The 17,766-nt window shown below is 64.8% G+C and carries 13 protein-coding genes; 5 read left to right on the forward strand and 8 right to left on the reverse strand.

Annotated elements, in window-relative coordinates; all coding sequences use genetic code 11:
• Window positions 1-540 carry a (2Fe-2S)-binding protein gene (locus tag FAS41_RS17985; protein WP_024764769.1) on the reverse strand — a complete coding sequence of 180 codons (540 nt, stop codon included), beginning with the start codon at window positions 538-540 and terminating at the stop codon, window positions 1-3.
• The gene (locus FAS41_RS17990) at window positions 533-3,364 is read right to left on the reverse strand and encodes a xanthine dehydrogenase family protein molybdopterin-binding subunit (protein ID WP_138524597.1); all 2,832 of its coding nucleotides are present in this window, start codon (window positions 3,362-3,364) and stop codon (window positions 533-535) included. Before FAS41_RS17990 ends, FAS41_RS17985 begins: the two co-directional genes overlap by 8 nt.
• A 332-nt stretch (window positions 3,365-3,696) precedes the next feature.
• On the opposite strand from FAS41_RS17990, the gene FAS41_RS17995 reads away from it, so the two are divergent.
• Complete coding sequence (locus tag FAS41_RS17995; RefSeq protein ID WP_138524599.1) at window positions 3,697-4,908, forward strand: MFS transporter; 1,212 nt, start codon at window positions 3,697-3,699, stop codon at window positions 4,906-4,908.
• Between the two features lie 281 nt (window positions 4,909-5,189).
• On the opposite strand, the gene FAS41_RS18000 is transcribed toward FAS41_RS17995, so the two are convergent.
• The 3 genes from FAS41_RS18000 to FAS41_RS18010 are packed head-to-tail and all read right to left on the reverse strand — an operon-like array spanning window position 5,190 to window position 7,798.
• A complete protein-coding gene (locus FAS41_RS18000) occupies window positions 5,190-5,339 on the reverse strand; it encodes a DUF2474 domain-containing protein (RefSeq protein ID WP_037007166.1) in 150 nt (49 codons plus the stop codon).
• An 11-nt stretch (window positions 5,340-5,350) separates the two neighbouring features.
• Window positions 5,351-6,358: a cytochrome d ubiquinol oxidase subunit II gene (cydB, locus tag FAS41_RS18005; protein ID WP_138524600.1), complete on the reverse strand. Its 1,008-nt coding sequence runs from the start codon at window positions 6,356-6,358 to the stop codon at window positions 5,351-5,353.
• Window positions 6,359-6,361: 3 nt separating this feature from the next.
• Window positions 6,362-7,798 (reverse strand): cytochrome ubiquinol oxidase subunit I, encoded by a 1,437-nt coding sequence (locus tag FAS41_RS18010; RefSeq protein ID WP_138524601.1) that lies wholly within the window; start codon window positions 7,796-7,798, stop codon window positions 6,362-6,364.
• Window positions 7,799-8,260: 462 nt separating this feature from the next.
• Here FAS41_RS18010 and FAS41_RS18015 point away from each other — a divergent pair, with 462 nt between their 5' ends.
• From FAS41_RS18015 to FAS41_RS18025, 3 genes are all read left to right on the forward strand, one after another.
• Window positions 8,261-9,040, forward strand: a complete 780-nt coding sequence (locus FAS41_RS18015; RefSeq protein WP_138524602.1) for a MetQ/NlpA family ABC transporter substrate-binding protein — start codon at window positions 8,261-8,263, stop codon at window positions 9,038-9,040.
• Between the two features lie 118 nt (window positions 9,041-9,158).
• Window positions 9,159-10,349 (forward strand): trans-sulfuration enzyme family protein, encoded by a 1,191-nt coding sequence (locus FAS41_RS18020; protein ID WP_138524603.1) that lies wholly within the window; start codon window positions 9,159-9,161, stop codon window positions 10,347-10,349.
• A 19-nt stretch (window positions 10,350-10,368) separates the two neighbouring features.
• The gene (locus FAS41_RS18025) at window positions 10,369-11,325 is read left to right on the forward strand and encodes a sigma 54-interacting transcriptional regulator (protein WP_138524605.1); all 957 of its coding nucleotides are present in this window, start codon (window positions 10,369-10,371) and stop codon (window positions 11,323-11,325) included.
• 55 nt (window positions 11,326-11,380) lie between these two features.
• Here FAS41_RS18025 and FAS41_RS18030 read toward each other — a convergent pair whose 3' ends face one another.
• Window positions 11,381-11,716, reverse strand: a complete 336-nt coding sequence (locus FAS41_RS18030) for a hypothetical protein (protein WP_138214175.1) — start codon at window positions 11,714-11,716, stop codon at window positions 11,381-11,383.
• A 773-nt stretch (window positions 11,717-12,489) separates the two neighbouring features.
• Here FAS41_RS18030 and betT point away from each other — a divergent pair.
• Complete coding sequence (gene betT / locus FAS41_RS18035) at window positions 12,490-14,448, forward strand: choline BCCT transporter BetT (RefSeq protein WP_138524679.1); 1,959 nt, start codon at window positions 12,490-12,492, stop codon at window positions 14,446-14,448.
• A 105-nt stretch (window positions 14,449-14,553) separates the two neighbouring features.
• On the opposite strand, the gene FAS41_RS18040 is transcribed toward betT, so the two are convergent.
• Together FAS41_RS18040 and tauD are read right to left on the reverse strand one after the other, a co-directional pair.
• Window positions 14,554-16,593: an OPT family oligopeptide transporter gene (locus FAS41_RS18040; RefSeq protein WP_138524607.1), complete on the reverse strand. Its 2,040-nt coding sequence runs from the start codon at window positions 16,591-16,593 to the stop codon at window positions 14,554-14,556.
• A gap of 258 nt (window positions 16,594-16,851) precedes the next feature.
• The gene (gene tauD, locus FAS41_RS18045; RefSeq protein ID WP_138524609.1) at window positions 16,852-17,688 is read right to left on the reverse strand and encodes a taurine dioxygenase; all 837 of its coding nucleotides are present in this window, start codon (window positions 17,686-17,688) and stop codon (window positions 16,852-16,854) included.
• Window positions 17,689-17,766: the final 78 nt, after the last annotated feature.

Genomic DNA, 17,766 nt, shown 5'->3' on the forward strand with positions numbered 1-17,766 from the left:
TTAGCCCTCCTTGACCAGGCCGAGATCGGTCAGCACTTCGCGGGTGGCGTCGTAGTAACGCACATACCCGGTGCAGCGACAGATGTGGTGGCCGAGGCTCGCTTCGATGGTCGATTCCAGCTCGCTCTTCTTCAGCGGCTGGCGCTGGGCCTTCTCCACCAGCACGGTGGCGGCGTTGACGAAGCCCGGTGCGCAGTAGCTGCACTGGAAGGCGAAGCGGTCGACGAACTTCTGCTGGATCGGGTTCAGCTCCTTCACCGAACCGTCTTCCTCACGCTTGGCGTGGCCTTCGATGGTGCGCACCTTCTTGCCTTCGAAGTAGTGCGCGCCGGTGATGCAGGTGCGTACTTCCTCGCTGGTGCCGTCGGGGTTGTCGACGATCACCACGCAGGCGTGGCAGATGCCCTGGCCGCAGCCCAGGCGTGAGCCGGTGAGGTTCTGGTATTCGTGCAGGTAGTCGATCATCGGCAGGTCCTCGGGAACCTCGACCGGACCGACGGTTTGACCATTCAGGGTCAGGTTGAGCGGACGGTTAGCCATTGAGGGCCTCCTTGATGCGAGCGGGGGTGATGGGCAGGTCGCGGACGCGCTTGCCGATGGCGTGGGCCACGGCGTTGCTGATGGCGCCGACCACCGGGATCATCACCACTTCGGCGATGCCCTTGGACGGGTCGCTGGGCGAGAGCGGCGGAAGGATTTCCGAGCTCTGCTGCCAGACGGCCACGTCTTTCGCCTTCGGGAGACGGTAGCGGTTGAAGTTCCAGTCGCCCTCGCCCGGGCCACCCTCGTACAGCGGCATGTCTTCGAGCAGCGCATGGCCGATACCCATGGCAGTGCCGCCCTCGATCTGGCCTTTCACCAGCTCCGGCACCAGGACGCGGCCGCACTCGATCCAGCTGTGGTGGTTGAGCACGCTGACCTCGCCGTTGCCCTTGTTCACCTTCAACTCGACGATGGTCGCTACCGGGCTGTAGTAGGTCACGGCAGCGTTGTTCAGCTGCACCGGCGGATAGGCCACGTTCTGGCGATCCAGCAGGTGGAAACCGGCGCTGCTCATCTGCGCTTTCTTCACACCCGGTGCGCCGTCGCCGTATTTCACGGCCAGGGCGTCCAGGGGCAGGCGATCGCGTACGCCGTCGATGACGAAATCACACTCCGCCCAGCTCCAGCGGTTGAAACCGTGGACGGTGGCACCGGTGACCAGGCCTTTTTCGTGAGCGACCTGGGCCAGCTCGGCGAACGACAGCGGCTGCAGGCCGTTGGCGGTGAGCTTGCCGTCCACCCAGTGCGCGTCTTCGCGGCGCACCACCAGCGGGTTGGCCGCGCCGTTGAACGGGCCGCGGCGCCAGATTTCCAGGGCCGCCGGCCACAGGCCGTGGTTGAACAGCACGCGTGCTGCTTCGCGGGTGGCGTGGCTGAAGTAGTAGGCCGAGTTGGTCGCCGACGACGCCGAGGCGTACTTGCCGACCCAGCGTGGGTTGCGCAGCTTCTCGTCCTGGGTCGGCTGGCTCATGGTGTAGGGGTCTTCGCCGCTGAGCAGCTGAAGTTCCGGCCACTCGGTTTCGGCGGTCTTCATCTCGTCCGCCGGCTTGCCGAGGAAGTCGGCCACCACCAGCGCCTGGGAGGTGGACATCCCGGTGCCGATCTCGATGCCGATGTGGCGCATGTGCACCTTGCCCTGTGCATCGAACTCGATGCTCGCCATGGGCGCTTCGGAGCCAGTGCCGAAGTCCTTCTGGCAGATGGCGAAGCCAACGCCGTACCAGTGGTCCGGGTCCTTGGCGTCCATCTCTTTCTTGCGTGCGTCGCGGGTCTTCCACCACTCGTGGGCGGCGGCCTTGTCGAGGATCTCGTGCAGGCGCAGGGCGCCGGCAGGAATCGCACCCTGGGTGTTCTTCATGCCCGACTTCAGCGCGTTGACGCGGCGCAGCTCGATGGCGTCTACACCCAGACGACCAGCGATCTCGTCCACCATCATCTCGGTAGCGGCCATGCTCTGCAGGGTGCCGTAGCCACGCATGGAACCGGCCTCGACGGCGCGGGAATGGTAGGCGGTCACCTGCAGGTCGTTCTGCGGCATGTAGTAGATCGACTGCGCGGCGGTGGCGCCCACAGCGGCCACGGAGGGGCTGTAGTTGATGCGGCCGCCGCCGTCCACGCTCATCTCGGTGCGGAAGATCTTGAAGGTCATGTCCTTCTTGTCCACCGCCAGCTGGTAACGGATGTCGAACGGGTGGCGCTTGATGCCGCTCTGGAACTGCTCGTAGCGGTCATTGGCCAGGCGCACCGGTACACCGTTGCCGTACAGCGCAGCCAGGGCCGCGTAGTAGACGAAGATGTTGTGGTCCTTGGAGCCGTAACCCACGGTGTAGCCGGGGTGCATGTTCAGCTTGGCCAGGCCGAAGCGCGACGGGGCGATCATGTGCGCCGTCTCGTAGGCTGCTTCGAACGGGCACTGGGTTGCGACCACGAAGTGCAGGGTCTTGCTCGCCGGGTCGTACCAGCCGTTGCCGTTGTCCGGCTCCAGGGCGGCCGGCTCGATGGAGGGGGTCTTGTAGCGCTCGTCGAAGACCAGCCAGTTCTCCGGCGGGTTTTCGATCTGGTCCTTGATCTTCTGCGCGTAGAACAGACCCTGCTCGGTGAGGTCACCGTGCTGGTTGGGCTGCTGGTTCCACACCGGTTTGCGCTCGCGGATCATCGGGAACAGGATCGAGTCCTTGAGACTGGAGAACTCGTCCGGATCGGCCGAAGTCGCGCCGCCGACACGCACGTAGCGGAAGCTGCCGTAGGGATCGCCCTGGTACAGCGGCGCCTGCGCGCCGTAGCGGATCGCCTTGTCGTTGAACTTCAGCTTCAGCTTGGCCTGACGGAAGCGCTCGAAGTCGTTCCAGATCAGGATGGCCACCGGGTGGCCGATGAACATCGGCACCTTGCCGCGCGGCAGCAGCGGATCCGGGGCATGGGCCTCGGGGAAGACGATGCCGTCCTTGTCCAGGTCCTCGGCAGTGACGATACGGTCGGGCTGAAGGTCCGCGCCCAGCCAGGCGAGGTCGATGCCGTCGAAGATGCGGTCGGCCTTGATGGTCTTGAGCAGCATGGCGTGACCCTGCTGCTGCGGCCAGCCGGGCATGTCCTTGGAACGGATGTCGCGGGCGAACACCTTGTTGCCGCAGACCTTGGACAGCGCGTCGTTACGGAAACGCGCCTTGCCGTCATGGCCCATCCACTGCTGGGGGGAGACGGTGACGGAGTTTTCCATCAGGGCAGCGAAGGCCCGGCTGCCGAGCGGCGCCATGGTCACGCTGACACCGGCAATCAGCCCGCCTTGCAGGAAGGCGCGCCGGGAAATATCACGGTTGGACATGGTTCATCCTCTGGACGGTGAAGGCCCGCCCATGTGGTTTTTTTCGGTGCTGGAGAGAGTTCGGAGGCCGCGGAATCGCGGGCGTCTCGGGGTTGGCGCCGGAGGAAGGATCCTGCAGTAAAACCTGACTCTTCTGTCAACTTTAACGCACCTCAATAGTGCGAAGCAAAGTCAATCGGGCAGCTTGTCGCGGCGATGAAAATTTTAGTCGACGGGTCGAGACTATTCGCCAATAGCGCAATCCGCCGGCGACAAGCGGAAAAGTGTTACGCCGTGCTACGCTTCGCAGCCTTTGCTTAGCCCGCTAACGAACCCCCTCAGCGAACCCCACCATGACCGCCGAAGCCACGTCCCTGCTGCGTCACCGCCCTTTTCTCGCTTTCTGGCTGGCACGCGTCTGCACCGCCAGCGCCTTCCAGATGATCACCGTGGCCATCGGCTGGCACATCTACGAGCTGACCCACAACGTGCTCGACCTCGGCCTGGTGGGTTTGGTGGAGTTCACCCCGCGCGTGCTGTTCATGCTGCACACCGGTCACGTCGCCGACCGTTATGACCGGAGGCGCATCGCCTCGCTGTGCCAGATCGGCCAGGGCCTGATCGCCGTCGCGCTGGTGGTGGGCGCCAGCACCGACAACGTGACCCGCGAGATGATCTTCGTGATGGCCTTCCTGCTCGGTACCGCGCGGGCCTTCGAAATGCCGACCACCCAGGCGCTGCTGCCGAACATCGTGCCCACCGCGCTGTTCCCCCGCGCGGTGGCGGCGTCCGCCTCGGCCATGCAGGCAGCGACCATCGCCGCGCCGGCCTTCGGCGGCTTCCTCTATGCTTTCGGCGCCTTCTGGGTCTACACACCCACCGCCGTGCTGTACTTCATCGCCTGCACCCTGGTGCTCACCCTGCCCTCGCGCCAGGCGCCAGCCGCGCAAGGCAAGGCAACGCTGGAATCGCTGCTGGCGGGCATTCGCTTCATCCGCAGTCGTCCGGACATCTTCGGCGCCATCTCCCTGGACCTGTTCGCCGTACTGCTGGGCGGCGCCACCGCGCTGCTGCCGGTGTTCGCCAAGGACATCCTGCTCACCGGCCCCTGGGGCCTGGGCCTGCTGCGTTCGGCCCCGGCGGTGGGCGCGTTGCTGATGTCGTTCTGGCTGGCGCGCTTCCCCATCGAGCGCAACGTCGGACGGATCATGTTCGCCGCCGTGGGCGTGTTCGGCGTCACCACCATCGCCTTCGGCCTCTCGACTTCCTTCTGGTTCTCCCTGGCAGTACTGGTGGTGCTGGGCGCAGCGGACATGATCAGCATGGTCATCCGTGGCGCCTTCGTGCAGCTGGAAACCCCGGACGAGATGCGCGGCCGGGTCAGCGCGGTGAACGGCCTGTTCATCGGCGCCTCGAACCAGCTGGGCGAATTCGAATCCGGCCTCACCGCCCACTGGCTCGGCACCGTGCCAGCGGTAGTGCTCGGCGGTGTCGGCACACTGGTCGTCACCGGCGCATGGATGAAGCTGTTCCCTACCCTGGCCAAGCGCGACAAGTTGCACTGAGGTTGCCGCTTCGATCAAGCAAACCTCAGCTGATCGAGGACGGAGTCCGCTCTTAAAGCCACCGGACACCACCGGCCGCAGGATGGGTGGAGCTTGCGATACCCATCAGCGTTTTCGCGCAGTAATCGATGGGTATCGCTTCGCTCCACGCCATCCTACGAGCTGGGCTCCCCTTCGCTTCCACGAAAAGCCCAGCCAAAAAAATCCCCCGCTGGAAGCACCGGCGAGGGATGTGGGAACGGGCGCCGCGAACAGCGCCCGGATGGGAACGATTGTGCGGACTAGTGCGGCGTGCCCAGACCCGCCGCGCTCATGAACAGGCGCATCAGCCAAGCCGCGACGCCCAGGCCAGCGACGCTCAGCGCCCAGATCAGCACCAGCCATCCCAGCCGCTTGCGCAGCGGCGCCTTTTCCTGCTCCTCGTGAGTCATGCTGCGCACCTCTAGTGGTAGCCGTCGCCGTGCTTCACCTTGCCGCGGAACACGTAGTAGCTCCACGCGGTGTAGACGAGGATGAAGGGGATGATGAACAGCGCGCCCACCAGCATGAAGCCCAGGCTCTGCGGCGGTGCCGCGGCGTCCCAGATCGACATCGACGGCGGGATGATGTTCGGCCACAGGCTGATGCCCAGCCCGCTGTAGCCCAGGAAGATCAGCGCCAGGGTGAGCAGGAACGGCTTCACGTGGTCGTTGCGCGCCACCGAGCGCAGCAGGCTGTAGAAGGTCAGCAGCACCAGCAGCGGCACCGGCAGGAACCAGAACAGGTTCGGCAGGCTGAACCAGCGCTGGGCGATTTCCGCGTGTGCCAGCGGGGTCCACAGGCTGACGATGCCGATCACCGCCAGCAGCACCAGCGCCAGCGGCTTGGCCAGGTCATGCATGCGCTCCTGCAACTGCCCCTCGGTCTTCATGATCAGCCAGGTGCAGCCCAGCAGGCTGTAGGCAACCACCAGGCCGAGGCCGCAGAACAGCGGGAACGGCGCCAGCCAGTCCAGCGCACCGCCAGCGAAGGCGCGGTTTTCCACCGGGATGCCCTCGATGAAGGCGCCCAGCGCCACGCCCTGGAAGAAGGTCGCCACCAAGGAGCCGACAATGAACGACTTGTCCCAGATGTGCCGCTTCGCGGGCCGCGCCTTGAAACGGAACTCGAAGGCCACGCCGCGGAAGATCAGCCCCATCAGCATCAGGATCAGCGGCAGGTACAGCGCCGAGAGCACGGCCGAATAGGCCACCGGGAAGGCACCGAACAGAGCGGCCCCGCCCAGCACCAGCCAGGTCTCGTTGCCGTCCCAGACCGGCGCGACGGTGTTCATCATCACGTCACGGTCGCCTTCGTCCTTGAAGAACGGGTAGAGCATGCCGATGCCCAGATCGAACCCGTCCATCACCACGTACATCATCACGCCGAAGATGATGATGATCGCCCAGATCAGCGGAAGATCGATTCCCATGGCTCAGCTCCTCCCCGCTTCAGTGGTGTCATCGTCGTCAAGGCCCTCTTCGGTGGCCGACAGCGGACGCGCCGCCGTGCGTTTCTGGCCGGCGCCGCCATGGCTGGCTTCCCGGCCCTCATGGGTGACCGGGCCTTTGCGTACCAGGCGCATCATGTAGCCAATGCCCACGCCGAACAGCGAGAAGTACACCACCACGAACATCACCAGGGTCAGGCTCATCTGCGTGACGCTGTGGTTGGACACCGCATCGGCGGTACGCATCAGGCCATAGACGACCCAGGGCTGGCGGCCGATTTCGGTGGTGAACCAGCCGGCGAGGATCGCGATCAGGCCGGATGGCCCCATCCACAACACCAGATGGAGGAAGGCACGGCTCTCGAACAGCCGTTTGCGCCAGCGCAGCCAGGCACTCCACAGGCCGACGAAGATCATCAGCATGCCTAAGCCGGCCATGATGCGGAACGACCAGAAGACGATGGTGGAGTTGGGGCGGTCGGCTTTCGGGAAGTCCTTCAGCGCCGGGATCGGCTCGGTCAGGCTGTGATTGAGAATGAGGCTGCCGAGCACCGGAATTTCGATCTTGAAGCGGGTTTCCTCGCGCTCCATGTCCGGCCAGCCGAACAGGATCAGCGGGGTCGGCTCGCCGCTGCTGTTGTCCCAATGGCCTTCCATCGCAGCGATTTTCGCCGGCTGGTGCTTGAGGGTATTCAGGCCATGGGCATCACCCACCATCGCCTGGATGGGCGCAACGATCAACGCCATCCACATCGCCATCGAAAGCATCTTGCGGATCGCCGGGTTGTCGCGGCCGCGCAGCAGGTGCCAGGCCGCCGAGGCGCCGACGAAGAAGGCGGTGGCGACGAACGAGGCAATCGCCATGTGCATCAGGCGGTAGGGGAAGGACGGGTTGAAGATGATCGCCAGCCAGTCCACCGGCACCACGACGCCGTTGACGATCTCGTGGCCCTGCGGAGTCTGCATCCAGCTGTTGGAGGCGAGGATCCAGAAGGTCGAGATCAGCGTGCCGATCGCCACCATCACTGTGGCGAAGAAGTGCAGGCCCGGGCCGACGCGGTGCCAGCCGAAGAGCATGACGCCGAGGAAACCGGCCTCGAGGAAGAAGGCCGTGAGCACTTCATAGGTCAGCAGCGGGCCGGTGACGCTCCCGGCGAAGGCCGAGAAGGCGCTCCAGTTGGTGCCGAACTGATAGGCCATGACGAGGCCGGAGACCACGCCCATGCCGAAGTTGACGGCGAATATCTTCGACCAGAAGTGATAGAGGTCGCGGTAGACCTCCTCATGGGTCTTCAGCCACAGGCCTTCGAGCACCGCCAGGTAGCTGGCGAGGCCGATGGTGATGGCGGGGAAGATGATGTGGAAGGACACGGTAAAGGCGAACTGGATCCGGGCCAGGTCGAGCGCCTCTAATCCGAACATGACGATTCCTCTTCAGGCTGACGCCAACCCCACGGAAGGGTCGAGCACCGTACCTTGCGCATGCGCAGGGCGTTCTTGCGTGATGTCTGTGTTTCTGACCACCGATCTCTCGTCGGTTCGGATTTCTTTCGCCGCTCAATCAGAATGGATCACCATCCGCATTGACGCCGCTCAAGAAACTGCATCGATATTACGCGCCCGCCCCCCGCAGGCTGGAGTGGTGGGTTGCCGCGCGACGGGGTGTCGCGCGACAGCTTGTCTCAGGTCACGCCTTGGCCGACCATATGAACAAAATCGAATATGAAAATGAAAAATTAATATTTTATTGGAATAACAGGAGCAGGTAACTTTCGCTGCAACCGCTGCCGAGTGAGCCGCGGAAAAAGAATCCACCGCCCGTACGAAGGCCCCATCCCGGCCGGCCCGGACGCCAGCGGTCATCTGCCCCACAAGGACATCGCAATGAAAAAGCTGCTGCTTCTGACCGCCCTCGCCGCTGCCTTCACCTCCTCCGCCTTCGCCAACGAAAAGCTGGTCGTCGCCGCCACCCCGATCCCCCACGCCGAGGTCCTCGAGCTGATCAAGCCGACCCTGGCCAAGGAAGGCGTGGACCTGGAGATCAAGGTCTTCACCGACTACGTGCAGCCCAACGTGCAGGTCGCCGAGAAGCGCCTGGACGCCAACTACTTCCAGACCAAGCCGTACCTGGACAACTTCAACAAGGGCAAGGGCACCAACCTGGTCACCGTGACCGGCGTGCACGTCGAGCCCTTCGGCGGTTACTCGAAGAAGTACAAGTCCATCGACCAGCTGCCTGACGGCGCCACCGTTGCCATCCCCAACGAAGGCAGCAACAGCGGCCGCGCCCTGCTCCTGCTGCAGAAGGCCGGTGTGATCAAGCTCAAGGACCCGAGCAACGCCCTGGCCACCCCCAAAGACATCGCCGAGAACCCCAAGCACCTGAAGTTCAAGGAGCTGGAGTCGGCCCTGCTGCCGCGCGTGCTGGACCAGGTCGACCTGGACCTGATCAACACCAACTACGCGCTGGAAGCCAAGCTCAACCCGGTGAAGGACGCCCTGATCCTCGAAGACCGCAACTCGCCCTACGTGAACTACCTGGTGGCGCGTCCAGACAACAAGGACAGCGATGCCCTGAAGAAACTTTCCGCCGCCCTGACCAGCCCGGAAGTCAAAGCCTTCATCGAGAAGAAGTACAACGGCGCCGTGGTGCCGGCCTTCTGACCCGTCGCCCGGCCACGCGCCGGGCGCAACGACTCCCACGCTGGGCGCACCGCGAGTGCACCCGCTTCGACGCCGGTGGGCAAGTTCCACCGGCGTTTTTCTTTCCCAAGGACTTGCCATGAGCGACCACGCCAAAGGCCCCTCCACTAGCGCCGTGCATGCTGGCCACGATGTCGACCGGCGCATGGTCACCCGCGCCAAGAGCCAGCCGATCTACCAGAGCTCGGTGTTCGTCTACGACTCCCTCGAGCAGGTTGACGACTTCCTTGCCGGCAATCCCGACAACTACATGTACACGCGCATCGGCAACCCCAACCACAGCGCTGTGGAAGAGCTGCTGCGCGAGCTGGAGGGCGGCGAGGATGCGCTGTTCTCCGCCTCCGGCATGGCGGCCATTTCCGCTGCGCTGCTGGGTGTACTGGGCGCCGGTGATCACCTGATCGCCAGCCGCGAGCTGTACGGCACCACCCAGAGCCTGATCGAGAAGGAACTGACGCGCTTCGGCATCGCCGCCACCCTGCTCGACCTCAACGACCTGGCAGCAGTGGCAGCGGCGATCACGCCAACCACCCGGCTGATCTACACCGAAACCGCCTCCAACCCGCTGGTGCGCATCAGCAATATTCCTGCACTGGCCGATCTCGCCCATCGCCACGATCTCAAGCTGCTGGTGGACAACACCTTCCTCTCGCCGGTGCTCTACCAGCCGCTGCGCGATGGCGCCGACCTGGTGATCCACAGCACCACCAAGTACCTCAACGGCCACAGCGACGCCATGGGTGGCGCGCTGGTCGGCGAGGCGCAATGGATCGCCGCCGCGCGGCGCTTCCAGATCAACGCCGGCGGCAGCGCCAGCCCCTTCGAGAGCTGGCTCAACTTCCGCGGCGCGAAGACCCTCGCCCTGCGCATGAAGGCCCACTCGCAGAACGCCCAGGCGCTGGCCGAAGCCCTCGAAACACACCCGCAGGTCGCCCGTGTGTTCTACCCCGGCCTGCCTTCGCACCCGGACTTCGAGCTGGCGCAGCGGCTGTTCCGCAAAGGCCATTCGGGCATGTTGAGCTTCACCCTCAAGGGTGGCCTCGATCAGGTCGACGCGCTGATCGGCGAGTTGCAACTGGCCGCCTTCGCGCCATCGCTGGCGGGAGTCGCCAGCAGCATCACCCACCCCGGCAAGACCTCGCACCGCGCGCTGTCCGCCGAGGCCCTGACCGCGCTGGATATCCACGACGGCACCATCCGTGTCTCGGTGGGCATCGAGGACAGCGAGGACATCGTCCGCGACTTCCTGCAAGCACTGGACGCGCTGTAGGAACAGAAGGAGATTCCCCATGAATGCACCCCACGCGCCGCTACCGCTGCTGACCTTCCCCGACGCCGACAAGAGCCCGCTGAGCATCCGCGCCAAGGCGCTGGTGTTCTTCGACCCGCGCTCCCATGAGGTGCGCGACGAGGTGGAGCGCCTGGCACCGCTGCCGCAGCCGGTGCTGATCCACGGCGAGACCGGCACCGGCAAGGAGCTGCTGGCCCGCCACATCCACCGAGCCAGCGAACGTCCCGGCCTGTTCGTCGCAGTGAGTTGCAGCGCACTGAGCCGCAACTACGCCGACGCCGAGCTGTTCGGCTACGCGCCGGGAGCGCACAACGGCCCGGTGGGCAGCCGCGCCGGCTGGTTCGGCTCGGCTAACGGCGGAACGTTGTATCTGGACGAGATCGCCGACCTGCCACTGTCGCTGCAACAGAAACTGCTGCGCGTACTGCAGGAGCGCGAAGTACTGCGCGTTGGCGCCCGTGAGCCGGTGCCGGTGGATGTGCGCCTGGTCGCAGCCACCAGCATCGACCTGGGGCAGGCAGTGAAAGCAGGAAAATTCCTCGAGGGGCTACAGCAGTACCTGCACGACGGCAACCTTACGCTGCCGCCGCTGCGCGAACGTATCGGTGATATCCAGCCACTGGCCGAGTACTTCCTTGGCGTGCATGCGCAACGCCTGGAACTGCCGGTGCCGCAGATCGCCAGCGACACCCAGCGCGCGCTGGAAGGCTATTCGTGGCCGGGCAATATTCGCGAGCTGGAGAACGTCATCCATTTCGCCCTGCTGGTCAGCCCGGACGAGGAAATTCGCCCGGAGCACCTGAACTTTTCAGGCGGCGTAGCGGGGTCAGGCGGCGTGACGAAAGTCAGCGATGAGGCGCTGGAGCATCTGGTGCGCCAGCCCGGCGTCGAAGCGCAACTGCGTGCGCTGCTGCAACGCCTGGAGCACGAGCGCGGCCCGGAGGCCGCGCTGTAGTCGCCAACGCGGCCCGAAGGGCCGCGCACGGGCGACAGCATGCAACGAGGTAGTGTTACTTGGTGGCGGTGTTCGAGTGAGCAACCACCGGGGTGCACGACGGGTTGGTCAGCTTGGCCGGATCGGTCAGCAGGCCCGGCATCATGCGCGAGGTGCAGTTGAAGATGCGGCCTTTGGTGGTGGTGGCGACGTAGGAGAGTTCCTGGCCACCCAGGGCGTCCGGCTGGCCGGCTTTGACGTCGCTGACAACCAGCTCGTCGGAGGAAGCCAGACCGATCATCTGAGCGGTAGCGGCTTGCAGCGGAACGATGGCCTGGTTGGTGGTCATGGTCTGGCAACCGGCCAGCGAAGCGAAGAGTGCAGTGGCAATGGCGATGCGTTTGAAGTCCATCTCGAGATGCTCCCTGTTGGTGGTTTTTTGTCCTGCCGGGGGAGACTAACGGAATCGGCAAGTCAATCGCCATAGCCGTTTCACATGTTTTTCACTAAATATTGCACACCCGTTCAAGTTTTAAGGCTCGAACACGCTCTACTTCGGGAACTGTGCTATGTGCCGACCTGTTTCGCGCGGGTGACAGCCGTTTATCGCGCCGAAGCCAGAAGCGACGCTGAACCGATTCATCTTTGGCGACGAATGGTCGCAGTGAAAGGCTTTGCCGACTCGCAGGTCGGCAGGAGGGATTCCTGAGCAGGAAGTCAAAATCAGGATGATTCCCCGCAGATAGAAATAAAAGCAGTCTCATCGACCAGATCAATACCGATCATCAAGACCATTCACTTCTTTTCGTCACAATCTTCAGGGAAAATGGCTATCAGGCGGTCGGGACCCATTTTCCCCGGCGCCATTGGAGACTATCGTGACCAGCTTTGCCGCTCTTGCTAACTTCTTCGCCGCCACCGCTTTCCTGACCGCGCCCGCGAAGGCCGACCCGGAACGCCGTGAGATCCGTGAGGCGAAAAAGAACCGTCGCAAGTAAAGCAGTACCCGCTCCGCTCGGCCCTTTTGACAGGGCCGGCGGCGGGACCATCGGTCCCGCCGATTGGCTTTCCAGGGCCCTCCCGTGTTTTCATTGAATGCTTGTTCAAGGAAAATGTCGAGGAACCCCGCCCGTTTTGTCCGCAGCACAATCGCCTCCGTCCGTAACACCGCTCCCCTCCATGCGCATGAACCCACCGGTCTTCTACGGTGCGGCTGCGCTGATCCTTCTCTTCGCCCTGATCGTCATCAGCCAGCCACAACAGGCCGGTGAATGGCTGCTCGCCGCACAGTCCTGGGCCGCCGACAGTGTCGGCTGGTACTACCTGCTGGCGATGACGCTGTACCTGATCTTCGTGGTGGTCACCGCGCTTTCCGGCTATGGAAAGATCAAGCTCGGTGCCGACCACGACGAGCCGGAATTCAGCTACCTGTCCTGGGCCGGCATGCTCTTCGCCGCCGGCATCAGCATCACCCTGTTCTTCTTCTGCGTCTCCGAGCCGCTGACCCACTTCGCCCAGCCGCCGCAAGGTGAAGCCGGGACCCCGGAGGCGGCGCGCCAGGCCATGCAGCTGCTGTTCCTGCACTGGGGCCTGCACGGCTGGGGCGTGTTCGCCCTGGTGGCGATGGCGCTGGCCTACTTCGCCTACCGCCACAACCTGCCGCTGGCGTTGCGCTCGGCGCTCTACCCGCTGATCGGCAAGCGCATCAACGGTCCTATCGGCTACGCCGTGGACTGCTTCGGCATCATCGCCACGGTGTTCGGCCTGGGCGCGGACATGGGCTTCGGCGTGCTGCAGCTCAACGCAGGACTGGACTTCCTTTTCGGCATCGCCCACAGCCATCCGGTGCAGATGACCCTGATCGCGCTGATGATGGGCGCGGCCATCCTGGTCGCCGTGTCCGGCGTGGACAAGGGCATCCGCCTGCTGTCGGACATCAACATGCTGCTGGCCTGCGCGCTGCTGCTCTTCGTGCTCTTCGCCGGCCCCACCCAGCACCTGCTCAACACCCTGGTCCAGAACATCGGTGACTACCTCGGCGCCCTGCCGACCAAGAGCTTCGACCTCTATGCCTACGGCAAGGACGGCAGCGACTGGCTGGGAGGCTGGACGGTGTTCTACTGGGCCTGGTGGATTGCCTGGGCGCCCTTCGTCGGCCTGTTCATCGCGCGCATCTCGCGCGGGCGGACGATCCGCGAATTCGTCTTCGGCGTGCTATTCATCCCGCTGGGCTTCACCCTGGCGTGGATGTCGATCTTCGGCAACAGCGCGCTGGACCTGGTGCTCAACCATGGCTTCAGCGAACTGGGCCGCGTGGCCATCGCCGACCCGTCCATGGCGCTCTACCAGATGCTGCAGAACTACCCGGCCAGCCGCGTGGTGATCGCGGTGACGGTACTGGTCAGCTTCGTCTTCTTCGTCACCTCGGCGGACTCCGGCACCGTGGTGCTCTCCACCCTTTCCGCCCACGGCGGCAGCGCCGACGACGACGGTCCGAAATGGCTGCGGGTGTTCTGGGGCGTAGCCACCGCGCTGGTGACCGGCGGCCTGCTGTTCGCCGGCAGCATCGATGCGCTGAAGTCCGCCGTGGTGCTGACCTCGCTGCCCTTCTCGCTGATCCTGCTGCTGATGATGTGGGGCCTGCACAAGGCGTTCTATCTCGAGTCCCAGCGCCAGCGCGCGCGCACCCACTCGCTGGCGCCGCCGCCCTCGGCCAAGCCCGGCGGCTGGAAGCGGCGCATCTCCCAGGCGGTGCACTTCCCCACCCGCGACGAGGTGTACCGCTACATGGTCGACGTGGTCAGCCCGGCGATCGCCGCGGTCTCCGAGGTGTTCCGCGAGAAAGGCCTGCAGGTGGATTCGGACCTGGACCTGAGCAACCTGGAAATCGGCCTGGAGATCGGCCACGGCGCGCAGCATCCGTTCCTCTACCAGGTCTCGATGCGCGGCTACTTCACCCCCTCCTTCGCCCGTGCCGGCATGGGCGGGTTGCACCTGAAGAACCGCCGCTACTTCCGCGCCGAGGTGCACCTCTCCGAAGGCAGCCAGGACTACGACCTGATGGGGTACAGCAAGGAGCAGATCATCAACGACATGCTCGACCAGTACGAGCGCCACCTGCAGTTCCTGCATCTGGTGCGCTAGGTCCGGACTTGCACATGCCCTTGTAGGAGCGAGCTTGCTCGCTCCTACGAAAAACCCACATGGAAAAGGCGCCCGCAGGCGCCTTTTTCACATCGAGGCGAAGGATCAGCCGCGCGTGCCGCCCAGTACCTTGCGGTAGAACAGCACGCAGATCGCCACGAAGACCACCAACCCCAGCCACTGCGCGGTGTCCTCGAAACTTCCCCCGACCAGGGCCAGGGGCGAGGCAGAGCCAGTGGTGCCGATGATGGCGGCGAGCAGGATGCCCATCAGGCTCTCGCCAACGATCAGGCCGGAGGCCAGCAGCACGCCCCGGCGCCTGGGCTCGTCGGAGAATTTCTCCGCGTCGACACCGGCTGCCGCGGCGCGCTTGGCCAGCGCGGTCTCCAGCAGCCAGCCGATCACCGCACCGACCACCAGGGTCATGCCGATGGTCGGCGGCAGGTAGATGCCCAGACCGACCGCCAGCACCGGCAGGCTGGCCTTGCCGGTGCGGCGCAGCAGCACGTCCACCAGGATCAGCGCGATGCCCAACGCCACGCCGATCAGGATCATGTTCCAGTTCAGCGCGTTGTGGAAAATCCCGCTGGCAATCGCCGTCATCAGCGTCGCTTGCGGTGCAGCCAGCGCAGCATTCGGGTCCATGCCCTCGCGCGGCAAGGCTCCGGTGAAGCCGTAGGCGTTGAACAGCAGCTCCAGCACCGGCGGGATCACCAGTGCACCCACGAGGCAGCCGACGATCAGCGCGACCTGCTGGCGCCACGGCGTGGCGCCGACCAGGTAGCCGGTCTTCAGGTCCTGCAGGTTGTCGTTGGAAATCGCCGCGATGGCGATCACCACGGAGGTCGTGAACAGCGCCAGGGCGATGGCCAGCTTGCCGCCCTGCTGGTCGAGGAAGCCGGTTTCCAGCGAGCCGACGCCCAGGATCAGCAGCGACACCAGGATCACCGCGATGATGCCGATGCCGGAGATCGGGCTGCTCGACGAGCCCACCAGGCCAGCCATGTATCCACAGGCGGCGGCGATCAGGAAGCCGAAGAAGAAGGCGAAGATCACGCAGACCGCCACCAGGCCCCAGAAGCCGAAGCCCTTGAGGTCCGGTGCGGCCTCGCCGAGGAAGTAGGAGAACACCACGAACAGCGCCACGAGCAGGAAACCGGCGATGGCGACGATCCACTTCGCGGAGAGGTCCTGCTCGGTGCGCAGGTCACTCACCTCACCACGCCCGCGCACGGCGCTCAGCGACGACCAGACACCCTGCACCATGGGTTTGAACAGGGTAGCCAGGGTCCACAGCGCAGCGATCCCGATAGTGCCGGCGCCGAGGAAGCGGACCTGGCTGCTCCACAGCTTGGTGGCCAGCTCCGGCAGGCTCTGCCCGGCGGCCAGCACGCTGTTCACCGAGAGCAGCGGCACGGCCACGCCCCAGGCGATGACCACGCCGATCAGGATGGCGATGCCGGCGGTGATACCCATCAGGTACCCGGCGCCGACAAGGGCCAGGGAGAAGCCGGTGGACAGGCGGAACGCCGCCTGCCCGGCGGTGATCCAGAAGCTGAAACCTTCGGCGAGCACCTTGAAGCCACTGCTGAGCAGGCTGAAAGCAGCGGCAACCACGCCGCCGGCAATGATGTCGCGCAGGCCGGGGCCACCGGCTTTCGCAGGCTTGCCGGCTTTCTCCTCCTCCTCGTCCTGGCTGCCGACGCGAAGGATCTCCGCTGCCGCCACGCCTTCGGGATAGGGCAGGCTGCTCTGCACCACCATTACCCGACGCAGCGGAATGGTGTAGAGCACGCCGAGAATGCCGCCGATGGAGCAGATCGCCGCGGTCTGCCAGAACGGGAAGCCGCTCCAGTAGCCGATCATCAGGAGACCCGGAAGGATGAAGATGATCGAGGACAGGGTGCCGGCCGCCGAGGCCTGGGTCTGCACCATGTTGTTCTCGAGGATGTTGGAGCCGGAGAAGTAGCGCAGCACGGCCATGGAAATGACCGCAGCGGGAATCGACGAGGCGAAGGTCAGGCCGACCTTGAGGCCGAGGTACACGTTGGAAGCGGTGAACACCACGGTGATCAGCGCGCCGAGGATCAGGCCGCGAACCGTCAGCTCGGCGAGGTTGGACTCGTCGGGAATCCGTTCTTGCATGTAGGCAATCTCTTTATGAAGCGAAACTGCCAAAGCGTAGGACAGTGCGCCATCCACCGCGACCCAGAATGGCGACGAATGCGGTCTGCGGTGCGGCTTTGTTGCCTTAAGTCACGGGGATGACGGTAATTTCCGAGTCGCCGCGACGTCTGTAGGAGCGAGCTTGCTCGCGAACGGATTCCAGAATGACTCCAGAGTTATGCGGTTCGCGAGCAAGCTCGCTCCTACAAATCAAACCGCCAATTCCGTGTGGCGAACTCAGAACGGTTTGTCGCCCAGTATGGTCGCACGGTGCATCACGCGGCGCTGCGGGCGGTAGTCGTCCACCGCGTAATGCTGGGTCACACGGTTGTCCCAGAAAGCCACGTCGTTCTCCCTCCAACGCCAGCGCACGGTGAACTCCGGGCGAGCGAAGTGGGCAAACAACAGGTCGAGGACGGCGCGACTTTCCGCCGGTTCCAGCTCGTTGATGCGGGTGGTGAAGCCGTCACTGACGAACAGGGCCTTGCGCCCGGTGACCGGATGCGTACGGATCACCGGATGGCTGCGCGGGGGGTTCTTCTTGCGCGCTTCTTCGAGACGCGCGAGGTCCGCGTCGGTGGCGCCGAAGCGTTCCTGGGGGAAGGACTTGCTGATGTCGTGGGTCGCGGTGAGTCCGTCGAGCAACCGCTGCAGCGGTTTCGACAGCGCCTCGAACGCCGCGATGCCACTGGCCCACAGGGTGTCGCCACCGTAGGGCGGCAGCTGCTTGGCGGCCAGCACGGCGCCCAGCGCCGGTGTCTCCAGGAAGGTGACGTCGGTGTGCCAGATGGCGTTGTCGCGCACATCGGTGACGGCGGTGTCGAGGACGATGACCTCGCGCTGCTCAGGCGAGCTGGGGTAGATCGGATGGATGTGCAGGTCGCCGAAGCGCGCGGCGAAGTTCGCCTGCTGCGTCGGTGTCAACGGCTGGTCGCGGAAGAACAGTACGTGGTGATCGAGCAGGGCTTGCTCGATCTGGCGCCGTGCCGCGTCGTCCAGCGGATCGGCCAGGCGCACGCCGGAAACGATGGCGCCGAGGGCCGGGCTGATGGGTTCGATGGTCAGGGTGGTCATGTTCGTGTTCTCTCGTGAGGTTCACGGGGAAAGGCGCCCTCTCCCCACCCCTCTCCTTGAAGGGAGAGGGGGCTTGTT

The organism is Pseudomonas nicosulfuronedens (assembly GCF_005877905.1).
In the GTDB taxonomy this organism is placed as follows: Bacteria; Pseudomonadota; Gammaproteobacteria; order Pseudomonadales; family Pseudomonadaceae; genus Pseudomonas; species Pseudomonas nicosulfuronedens.